The organism is Nocardia sp. NPDC056611 (genome assembly GCF_042792755.1).
In the GTDB taxonomy this organism is placed as follows: domain Bacteria; phylum Actinomycetota; class Actinomycetes; order Mycobacteriales; family Mycobacteriaceae; genus Nocardia.
Genome location: NZ_JBHTVV010000004.1, coordinates 600,390 through 611,396, shown reverse-complemented (window position 1 = coordinate 611,396; position 11,007 = coordinate 600,390). Strand labels below are relative to the sequence as shown.

The 11,007-nt window shown below is 68.1% G+C and carries 5 protein-coding genes; 1 reads left to right on the top strand and 4 read right to left on the bottom strand.

What is annotated here, in order from left to right; genetic code table 11:
* Positions 1 to 8: 8 nt before the first annotated feature.
* The gene (locus ACFRAQ_RS24150; RefSeq protein ID WP_379103212.1) at positions 9 to 3,368 is read left to right on the top strand and encodes an arabinosyltransferase domain-containing protein; all 3,360 of its coding nucleotides are present in this window, start codon (positions 9 to 11) and stop codon (positions 3,366 to 3,368) included.
* A gap of 82 nt (positions 3,369 to 3,450) precedes the next feature.
* Here ACFRAQ_RS24150 and ACFRAQ_RS24145 read toward each other — a convergent pair whose 3' ends face one another.
* From ACFRAQ_RS24145 to pks13, 4 genes are all read right to left on the bottom strand, one after another.
* On the bottom strand, positions 3,451 to 3,657 hold the full coding sequence (locus ACFRAQ_RS24145; protein ID WP_357088157.1) for a DUF5988 family protein: 207 nt from the start codon (positions 3,655 to 3,657) through the stop codon (positions 3,451 to 3,453).
* A 61-nt stretch (positions 3,658 to 3,718) separates the two neighbouring features.
* The gene (locus ACFRAQ_RS24140) at positions 3,719 to 4,195 is read right to left on the bottom strand and encodes a hypothetical protein (protein WP_379103210.1); all 477 of its coding nucleotides are present in this window, start codon (positions 4,193 to 4,195) and stop codon (positions 3,719 to 3,721) included.
* A gap of 83 nt (positions 4,196 to 4,278) precedes the next feature.
* The gene (locus ACFRAQ_RS24135; protein WP_379103208.1) at positions 4,279 to 5,823 is read right to left on the bottom strand and encodes an acyl-CoA carboxylase subunit beta; all 1,545 of its coding nucleotides are present in this window, start codon (positions 5,821 to 5,823) and stop codon (positions 4,279 to 4,281) included.
* A 52-nt stretch (positions 5,824 to 5,875) separates the two neighbouring features.
* Positions 5,876 to 11,002, bottom strand: a complete 5,127-nt coding sequence (pks13, locus tag ACFRAQ_RS24130; protein WP_379103206.1) for a polyketide synthase Pks13 — start codon at positions 11,000 to 11,002, stop codon at positions 5,876 to 5,878.
* Positions 11,003 to 11,007 lie beyond the last annotated feature (5 nt).

Below are 11,007 nucleotides of genomic sequence, written 5' to 3'. Positions count from 1 at the left end.
CAGCAACCGTGCCAGACGCCTCCGCAGTGCTCACGAAGCCGAACCCTCCGGCGACCGACCCCGCGAACCCGCGTGATTACCGGGTAGCGAAGCTGATAGCGATCGTCGCGGGCCTGCTCGGGGCGCTGTTCGCGCTGGCGACGCCGTTCCTGCCGGTGCAGCAGACCCAGGCGGAGGTGAGCTGGCCGCAGCGCGGTTCGCTGGATCCGGTGCAGGCGGCCCTGGTGTCGCAGGTGCCGATCGACGTGAACGTCACCATCCCCTGTTCCGCGGTCGGGCAATTGGATCCGCGCGGCGGCATCCTGCTGGCAACGGCACCGCCGCAGGGCAAGAGCGCGGACCTGGAGGCCATGTTCGTCCGCGTCTCCGGCGACAGCGTCGACGTGCTGGATCGGAATGCCGTGGTGGCCACCGCCACCCGCGCGGAGATGAACGAGTGCTCGAAGCTCGTCATCACCTCCGACAGCAAGGAGACCTACGCGGTCTTCGAGGGCGTCACCCGCACGATCGAGAAGACCACCCCCGACGGCGGCCGGGAACTGGTCACCGTGCCGATCGAGGGCCGACTGCTGGGCGACCTGCGGCCGCAGGTGGTGGGCGTCTTCACCGATATGAAAGGCGGCGTCCCGGAGGGCCTTTCGTTCCACATGACGGTGGACTCCCGGTACTCGTCCTCGCCGACGCTGATCAAGCTGGTCGCGATCATCGCCGCCGTGCTGCTCACCCTGCTGGCCATGGGCGCGCTCGCGGTGCTGGACACCAGCGACGGCCGCGGGCACCGGCGCATCCTGCCCGCGCACTGGCTGAAGCCGACGTGGGCGGACGGCGGCATCATCGGCACCCTGCTGCTGTGGCATTTCGTGGGCGCCAACACCTCCGACGACGGCTACATCCTGACCATGGTGCGGGCGGCCCCGCACGCCGGCTACCTGGCCAACTACTTCCGTTGGTACGGCGTGCCCGAAGCGCCGTTCGGCTGGTACTACTACGTCATCCAGGCCTTCGCCGAGATCTCCACCTCCAGCCCGTGGGTGCGAATTCCCGCGCTGCTCTGCGGAATCCTGTGCTGGCTGGTGATCAGCCGCGAGGTGGTGCCGCGCCTGGGCAATGCGGTGGCGCGTTCCAAGGTCGCGCTCTGGACCGGCGGCCTGGTGTTCCTGGCCTTCTGGCTGCCCTACGACAACGGCCTGCGCTCGGAGCCGATCGTGGCCCTGGGCGCGCTGCTGACCTGGGTCTCCATCGAGCGGGCCATCGCGACCTCGCGACTGCTGCCCGCCGCGGTCGCGGTCCTGGTGGCGGCGTTCACGCTGGCGGCGGCGCCGACCGGTCTGATGTGTGTGGCGGCCCTGCTCGCCGGCATCCGGCCGCTGGTCGCCATCGTGGTGCGGCGGCGCAAGCAGTTCGGTGACGTGGCGCTGCTGGCCCCCATCGCGGCGGCCGGAACCCTGGTGCTGGTGGCGGTTTTCGCCGATCAGACCTTCGCCGGGATCATGGAGGCCAACCGGGTGCGGCAGGTGACCGGACCGAATCTGGCCTGGTACAAGGACTATCTGCGCTACTACTACCTGTTCGTCGAGACGGTGGACGGCTCGCTGGCCCGCCGCTTCGCGTTCCTGCTCATGATCCTGTGCCTGATGACCACCATGCTGGTGCTGCTGCGCCGGCGACAGGTGCCGGGCATCGCGAGCGCGCCGACCTGGCGGCTCATGGGCGTGGTCTTCGGAACCATCTTCTTCATGATGTTCAACCCGACCAAGTGGACCCACCACTTCGGTTCGTACGCGGGCATCGCGGGCTCGCTGGCGGCGGTGACCGCGGTCGCGGTGTCCGCCACCGCCCTGCGGTCCCGCAAGAACCGCTCGGTCTTCCTGGCCGGGCTGCTGTTCACCCTCGCCGTCGCCTTCTCCGGCATCAACGGCTACTGGTACGTCTCCAGCTACGGCGTGCCGTGGTACGACAAGACCGTCTCCCTGCACGGCTTCCAGTCCAACACCCTGATGCTCATGCTGTTCGGGCTGGCGCTGGCGGTGGTGGCGTGGCAGTCGCTGCGCGAGGGCTACGCCAAGCCGATGGCGACCGGGAAGACTCAGCGCGGCAAGCGGATCCGCAGGTTCGCCGCGATTCCGCTCACCGTGGTCGCCGCGCTCATGGTGATCTTCGAGGTGGTGTCGCTGCTCAAGGGCGCGGTGCAGCAGTACCCGGCCTACTCGCTGGCCCGCTCGAACATCGACGCGGTCACCGGCAAGACCTGCGGCCTGGCCAATGACGTGCTCGTCGAGGGCAATGTCAACAGCGGCAACCTGACTCCGATCATCGATCCCGCCCACCCGCCGCTGAACGGCGACCCGCTGGCCGGGGAGAACCCCGTCGGCTTCGCCCCCAACGGGGTCGCCGCCAAGCTCGACGCGGACGCCGTCGAGGTGAAGCCGGGTACCGGCAACACCTCCACCCAGACCGTCGGCCCGGCCTTCGAGGAGGGCCAGAACGCGGGCACCGGCGGCGGCAAGGGCGCGCAGGGCGTCAACGGATCGACCGTGGCGCTGCCGTTCGGCCTGGACCCGGCCACCACCCCGGTGATGGGCAGCTACCAGGACGGCGTGCAGCAGCCCGCCTCGCTCACCTCGAGCTGGTACCAGCTGCCGCAGCGTTCGGACGACTCCCCGCTGATCGTCATCTCGGCGGCCGGGCGCGCGATGTCGTTCGACGACACCGGCAATATGACCTACGGCCAGGACATCTTCCTGGAGTACGCGCACCGGAATCCGGATGGCAGCCTCGGTGAGATCCGGGCCTACCGGCCGCTCGACATCGGCCCGGCCCCGTCCTGGCGGAATCTGCGCATCCCGTTCTCGGCGCTGTCCGACGACGCCAATGTGGTGCGCATCCGGGCCAATGACCCGATCCTGATCGGTGATCAGTGGCTGGCGTTCACGCCGCCGCGGGTGCCCAAGCTGGTGTCGCTCGACAGCTACCTGGGCCGGACCCAGCCGATCCTGCTGGACTGGGCGGTGGGCCTGCAGTTCCCGTGCCAGCACCCGTTCGACCACCACAACGGCGTGGTCGACGCGGCCCCCAAGTACCGCATCCTGCCGGATCGCCCGCTCGCGATCAGTTCCACGAACACCTGGCAGGCGCAGGAATTCGGTGGCCCGCTCGGCTGGGCGCAGATGCTCGCGTCGTCGAAGACGGTTCCGACGTATCTGAAGGACAACTACGACCGCGACTGGGGTTCGCTGGAGCAGTACGTGCCGTACTACTCGAACCCGGCCGATCCGGGCAAGGGCGACTTCCCCAAGCCCGCGCAGATCGACACCCACGTGGTGAACCGCTCCGGGTTCTGGTCACCGGGCAAGATGCGGGTCTTCTGACCCGAGGCGTCAGGCATTCGGTGGCCGCCCGCGACGAAGCGGGCGGCCACTGCCATGTCGTACGGCGATCGAGTTCCGGCGGCTACTTCTCGGCGTCGACGTGGGCGACCCACTCGTAGACGGGCAGACTGCCGTCCGGAGTGTCCTGCCACCGTGACGTCACTTTGAAACGCTCGTACCCGTTCCCGTACGCGACCCGCAGTTCGACTCCCGGTGGAGTGATCCGAACGATCCGTGTTTCGAGGCCTTCCGGCCCGCCTTCGAGTAGCGCCAGCGGTGAGGTACTCATAGCTGAAGGCTCTCACATTCATGCCTTACAGCCGATAGATTCAGCGCAATCGGCGAGCCGCCTAGACCAGGCCCATCAGCTTCATCAGGGCCACCAGCGGCCCGCCGATGACCGGGATCGCGCTGAAGCTGCCGGTGCCGCCCATGCTGCCCTCGGGGACGGCCGTGGCCTGGACACCCAGCGTCGATCCGCCGTTGGGGCCGACGGTCAGATCGTCGTTCGCGGTGAAGGAGTACGTGCCGGCCGCGGTCGGGGACCACGCCAGCACGGCGTTGCCGGAGGAGTCGACCGGAACGGTGCCGAGGCTGACGACCGTGCTGCTGCCCGGGTTCAGCACCCAGAAGCCCACCTGGGTGCCCGCGTTCGGGGCGGCGACGTGCACGGTCAGGTTGTACGTGGTGCCGACGTGCGCCAGGCCGCCGGGGAAGATGATGCCGTAGGTCTGTGCGGACGCGGCCGGCGCGGTCATGATCGCGGCGGCGGTGGCGGCGGTGGCCGCGCCACCGATGATGAGTTGCCGAATTCGACGGGTAGCCATTAGTGCTTCGCTCCCAAGGCTCGCATTTCAAAATGAAATGCGAGCTTTTCACACACGGGAGCGACCCGCAACGGTTTCGGAATCTACAACGGAAGCAGGTGATGCTTACGCGGGTTGCGAGGAATTCTCTTGTCCTTGAGCAAGTGCAACGCCCGCCGGATTTCCAGCCGGGTACTCGACGGCTCGATGACCGCGTCGATATAGCCGCGCTCGGCCGCCACCCACGGCGTCGCCACCGTCGCGTTGTAGAAATCGATCATCTGCTGGCGTATGGCGGCACGCTGATCCTCCGGCGCCGCCGCCAAGGTCTTCGCACCGATCAGCGACACCGCGCTCTCCGCGCCCATGACCGCGATCCGCGCCGTCGGCCAGGCCAGATTCACATCCGCACCCAGCTGCTTGGAACCCATCACCGCGTACCCACCGCCGTAGGACTTGCGGATCACCACGGTCACCTTCGGGACCGTCGCCTCCACGAACGAGAAGATGAACCGGCCACCCCGCTTGATGACGCCGATCTTCTCCTGCTCCACACCGGGTAGGAAGCCCGGCGTATCCACCACGAAGACCAGCGGAATCTCGAAGGCGTCGCAGAGCCGCACGAAGTGTGCGGCCTTGTCCGAGGCCCGGGCGTCGAGCGCACCCGCGTAGACCAGGGGCTGATTGGCGACCACGCCGACACTGCGTCCGTCGACCCGCGCGAAACCGCAGATCACATTGCGGCCCGCGGATTCACCGAATTCGTGGAAGGCGCCGTCGTCGAAGATGCGCAGCAGGATCTCGTGCATGTCGTAGCCGGCATTGTCGGCGTCGGGCACGATGGCCTCGAGTTCCCGGTCCGACTCCGTGATCTCCGGTTCCAGACCGGGATTCACCACCGGCGGCACCTCCTGGCAGCTGGAGGGCAGGTAGCTCAGGTAGTCACGCACCCACTCGAACGCGGCCTTCTCGTCCCGGGCCACGTGGTGGATATTGCCGTACTGCGCTTGGGAATTCGCGCCGCCCAGCTCCTCGAGACTGACATCCTCGCCGGTGACCTCGCGAATCACCTTGGGACCGGTGACGAACATGTACGCCTCTTCGGTGGCGACCACGACGTCGGTATTGATCGGCGCGTACACCGCGCCGCCCGCGCAGCTGCCCAGAATCATCGAGATCTGGGGCACCAAGCCGGACAACGGTTCCTGGCGTCTGCCCAGCTCCGCGTACCAGGCCAGCGAGGTCACCGCCTCCTGCACGCGGGCGCCGCCGGAGTCGTTGATGCCGACCACCGGGCAGCCCACCTTGGCCGCGAATTCCATGATGCCCGCGACCTTGCGGCCGAACATCTCGCCGACCGAACCGCCGTACACGGTCTGGTCGTGCGAGAAGACCGCCACCGGGCGGCCGTCCACCAGGCCGTGCCCGGTGACCACGCCGTCGCCGTAGAGCGCCTTCTTGTCACCCGGATTGCGCACCAGCGCACCGATTTCCACGAAAGTTCCGGAGTCCAGCAGCATATCGATGCGGTCGCGGGCGGAAGGAATGGACTTCCGCGCCCGCTTGGCGATTCCCGCATCACCCGCCGGTTCCCTCGCGATGTCGAGCTTGTGTCGAAGGTCGGCGAGTTTTTCGGCGGTGGTGCTCACTGGACTCCTTTCGGCAAAAACCTACTTTCGCAGAACCGGCGTCACGGTGGTGCTATTTCCCGGTGGTGTCGATCTCCGCAAGTTTTTTGGCGAGATCGGCGCCGATGGTGGAGATCCGGGGCTCATCGATGATCTGGATGTGATCGCCCGGGATGTGGATGATCTCCAGATTCGGAATGTGCTCGGACCAGCCGCCGTTCGGCCGGCGATCGGCGAAACGCGGCTCCAGCTCGATCATTCCATCGTGGTATCGATCAGCCAGGTACAGGGTGACGTGACCGTCGTACTTGGTCGGCTCGATCTTCTCCAGTTCTTTGCTGTCGATCCACGAGGTGCGCTGGTGCTCGATGACGCCGCCCGGAATGTCGACCCCGGCGAACTTCAGCAGCTCCATGATGATGTCGATCTGCTCGGCGTCCGACGCCGCGGCCAGCTCCTCGAGCTGTTCCTGATCGAGCTCGCCCAGGAAGCCGTAGTTCTTCTGCGCGAAGGTCTGGTAGCGGCGAATCCGCTCCACCCGCTCCGCGGCCGAATCGTCGAACGGCTCTACCGGCAGCGCCAGATCGATCAGGCCGACCTCTCGCACATCCGAGCCCTCGGCCCGCATGATCTCGGCGACCTTCAACGCGAACACCGCGCCCAGCGACCAGCCGTAGAAGATGTACGGGCCCTCCGGCTGCTTCTTGCGGATCTCCGGAATGTACTGGCGCGCACGCTCTTCGATGGTGCCCTCGACGCGCTCCAGACCGAACATCGGGGTACCGGCCGGGAGCCGGTTGAGCAGCGGCTCGTACACCAGCGTGTTACCGCCCGAGGCGTGGAACACGAAGACCGGCACCGCGTTCGAACCGGCTTCCTTCGCGCGCAGCGTGCGCACGAATCCGTCCAGATCCGAGCTCTTGCCCTGGTACTCGACGACCACGCGGGACAGGTCCTCGATGGTCTTGCACGCCTTCACCAGCTCCGGGTCGACCTCGGCCTTGACCCGCTCCGACAGGCGCGCCACCAGTTTCGCCAGGGTGTCGTCGTCGATCGCGGGCAGCTGGTTGAAGATGCCGCCCGCGGTCTTGCCGGTCACCAGCGCCCAGGTCGCGAAGGCGAGACGCTCCTCGCCGTTGCGCGGAGGCACGTTGTCGGCGTCGGTCTCGGCGATCGGCGCGGACGCCTCATGGTCGGCGACAACGGCTTCCTCGACGACCGCCTCGGCCTCGGCCACCGGCGAGGTGGTCTCGGTCTTCGGCAGCAGTGCGGCCGGATCCTGGCCCGCGGCCATGGCGGCGCGCGCGGCGGAGACGAAGTCGGCGTCGACGGCGATGTCCTCGCCGGCGGCCTGGCGGGCCGCGATGTCCTCGAGCTGCTCGCGGTGCTCGATGGCGTAGCGCAGCACCTTGCCGACCTCGAGCAGGCTGGCGTCGCGTACCGCCTGGATCTGCAGCTGCGGGATGTCGAACTCGTACTCGACGCGGTTCTTGATGCGCATCGCCATCAGCGAGTCCAGACCCAGCTCCATGAGCGGGATCTCCATGGGCAGGTCCTCGACCGCGTAGCCCATGGACTCGGCCACGATGATCGCCAGGCGCGCCTCGATGGTCTGGGTGCCGTTCGGATCCCAGCGCTCACCGGCCGACTCGGCGACCTCGACCGCGGCGGCCGGAGCCGCCTCGACGGCCACGACCGGCTGCGCCACCACCGATTCCGGCAGCGGAGCGCCGGAGGTGACGACCGCGTCGAACAGCGGACGGAAGGCATTGCCCGCCTTGGCGTGCACCGACACCGACGCGCCACCCGGATGCGGGGTGAGCGTGGTGGTCAGGGTGCCGCTCGCCGGAATCGCCTCGTGCGCCAGGGACGCGCCGACGGTGACATCCGAGAGCACCTGTGCGGCAGCGGCATTCACCAGCGCGGCCAGGTCGGTGACGGCCTGGGCCTGCACTTCCCACACGTGGCGGCCGTCCGGCAGCGCCACGTGCGCGCCCGGGACCGCGGCGTTGCCCGAGCCGCCGAAACCGCCGGTCACCTTGGGCCAGTACTGCTTACGCAGGAACGCGGTACGCGGCACGGCGGCGAAATCACCGGCGGGCAGCAGCGAGGACAGGTCCACCTTGTGGCCCTGCACGTAGAGCTGCGCGAGCGCGGAGACGACGCCGGCGGCTTCGTCCTCCTTGCGCTTGAGCGTCGGGATCAGCGCCGCGTTGTGCACGCCGGCCGCGAAGGTGGTGCCCATCACCTGCATGAGCGCCACCGAGTTCGGCGCCAGCTCCAGGTAGGTGGTGATGCCGTTGTCCACGGCCTGGCGGATGGCGTTGGTGAAGTACACCGAGCCACGCATGTTCATGACCCAGTAGTCCACGTCGTGGACCGGCGCGTTGCCGCCGCGGTAGACGGCCGCCGCGTGCACGGTGGAGTACAGGTCGCGCTTGAGCTTCGTGGGCTCGATGCCCGCCAGTTCGGCGGACAGTTCGCCCAGCAGCATGTCCATCTGTGAGGTGTGGCCCGCGCCGCGGGTCTGCAGCACGCGCGCGAACTTGCCCTCGGACTCGGCGCGCGCCACGATCGCGTGCACCTGGTCCGGCATGCCGCCGATCACCGTGTTGTTGGGCGCGGCGTACACCGCGACCTCGATGTCGGGGAACTCGGTCTCCTGCAGCTTGGCGATCTCCTCGGCGGAGTACTCCAGCAGCGCCATATTGCGGACCTGGTCGTCGGTCAGCATGGCCTCGCCCTCGGCCATCAGCCGGGAGCGGGCGCAGATCACCCGCACCGCGTCCTCGAGCGGCAGACCGCCCGAGATGTACGCGCCCGCGACCTCACCCTGCGAGTGGCCCACCACGCCTTCGGGTTCCGCGCCGTGCGCGCGCAGCACCGAGGCCAGACCCACCTGAATGGTGAAGGTGCCGACCTGGCCGGTGCCGATGTCCCAGTCCTGCTCGTCGTCCAGGATCATCTCCCGGACCGAATAGCCGGCCTCGTCCACCACCAGCTCGTCGACCTGGTCGACGGCCTTGCGGAAGATCGAATTCTCCTGGTAGAGCTGCTTGCCCATCTTCCGGTGCTGCGCACCGAAACCGGCCATCACCCAGAGCGCGCCACGGGCGGCCGGGGAATCGGCGGTGTAGACGCTGTTGCCGGGCTTGCCTTCGGCAATGGCGCGCAGGCCCGCGATGGCTTCCTCGTGGGTCTTGGCGACGACCACACCGCGGGAGCGGCCGTGGTTGCGCTTGGCCAGCACCCGGGCCACATCCTCGAGCGGAGTCGCCTGCCCCGCGTCGGATTCCAGCCAGTCGGCCAGATCCTTCGCGGCGCGCTTGCGGCGCGACGGTAGGTAGCCCGACACCGGAATGATGAGCGGCATCGGCTCTTCGCGATTGCCCCACTCCGGTTCCGGCGCAGTGGCTTCCACGATGGCCTCGGCCTCGGAGATCACGCCGGTGGTCTCGTTGTCGAGATCGGCGGTCTCCGGCGCCTCGGTCGCGGTTGTGGCCGGGATGTACTCCTGGACGACCACGTGCGCGTTGGTGCCACCGAAACCGAAGCCGTTGATGCCGATCGTGGCCTTACCGCTGTAGCGCGGGAACTCGGTCGCCTGATCGGTGATCTTCAGGTGCGCCTGGTCGAACGGAATGAAGGGGCTCGGACCGGCGTAGTTGATGTGCGGCGGAATGACGTTGTGCTGCAACGCCATGATCACCTTGGCGAGGCTCGCCGCGCCCGCGGCGGCCTCGAGGTGACCGAAGTTGGTCTTGGCGGAACCCAGCAGCAAGGGCTTGTCGGCCTCGCGGCCCCGGCCCAGGACTCGGCCGAGAGCATCCGCCTCGATCGGGTCGCCGATCGGAGTGCCGGTGCCGTGCGCCTCGAGGTAATCGACCGTGGAGGGCGCGATTCCGGCGTCGCGGTAGGCCCGGCGCAGCACCTCGGCCTGGGCGTCCGGGTTGGGGGCGAGCAGGCCGTTGGAGCGGCCGTCGCTGTTGATCGCGGAGCCCTTGACGACCGCGTAGATGGTGTCGCCGTCGCGCTCGGCGTCGGCGAGGCGCTTGAGGACCACCAGACCGGCGCCCTCGGAACGCACCATGCCGTCGGCGTCCGACGAGAACGCCTTGATGTGACCGTCTTTCGACACACCGCCATTGGCGTCGAAGGCGAGGGTCGCGGCCGGAGACAGCAGCACGTTCACGCCACCGGCCAGCGCCACATCGGCCTCACCGCCGCGCAGCGCCCTCACGGCCTGGTGCACCGCGACCAGCGACGACGAGCACGCGGTATCAACGGCTACCGACGGGCCGCGGAAGTCGAAGAAGTAGGAGACGCGGTTCGGGATGATGGCCGAAACGGCGCCCATGATGACGTAGCCCTCGGCGGAGAGCGGCGTGCCCGGATCGACGTTCCCGGCCGCCATACCGGCGATGATCCCGAACTCGTTGCCGGTGGAGCCGATGAAGACGCCGACCTGCTCGCCCTTGAGCGTGTTGGCGGGAATCCTGGCGTGCTCCAGCGCCTCCCAAGTCAGCTCCAGCGCGAGCCGCTGCTGCGGATCCATGCGCTCGACCTCGACCGGCGAGGTGGCAAAGAATTCCGCGTCGAAGCTCTTGAGAACGGACTGGTCGAGATAACCACCCTTGACGTTCGAGTTCGCGACCTGGTCCGCGACGCGCGGATCGGTCAGGAACTCAGACCAGCGGCCCTCCGGAAGGTCGCGGATGGCGTCACCGCGGTTGATCAGGAATTCCCAGGTGGATTCGGGCGTATCGCCCGCGCCCGGCAGACGGGTGGACAGGCCGACGACAGCGATGTCGTGGGCCTCGCCGGGCTGGAACCCCTGGGTGAAGAACGAGTCGTCGGCCGCCTCGGCCGGAAGGTCGGGCTCACCGTTGATGATGCGCTCCGCCAGCGAACCGATCGTCGGGTGCTGGAACACGATGGTCGCGTTCAGCACGACCCCGGTCAGCTCCTCGATGTCGCCGCCGAGCGCGAGAGCGTCGCGCGAGGCCAAGCCGAATTCCTCCAGCGGCCGGTCCACCGTGATGTTGTCGAGCGGCTGCCCGGTCGCATCGGAGACCCAGCGGCGCAACCACTCCCGCAGATCCTGCACCGACATGTCGGTGCCCGCAGGTTTCGCCGCGGCATCCGTGGTCGGCGCGTTCTCGGTCGTCTGGGTGGGGTCCGTGCCCTCGTTCTCAGCCATCAGTT

Bases quoted from the DNA above. Each gene is read 5' to 3' on its own strand.
- ACFRAQ_RS24145 (WP_357088157.1), bottom strand. From the start codon at position 3,657: ATGAGTACCTCACCGCTGGCGCTACTCGAAGGCGGGCCGGAAGGCCTC.
- ACFRAQ_RS24140 (WP_379103210.1), bottom strand. From the start codon at position 4,195: ATGGCTACCCGTCGAATTCGGCAACTCATCATCGGTGGCGCGGCCACC.
- pks13 (WP_379103206.1), bottom strand. From the start codon at position 11,002: ATGGCTGAGAACGAGGGCACGGACCCCACCCAGACGACCGAGAACGCG.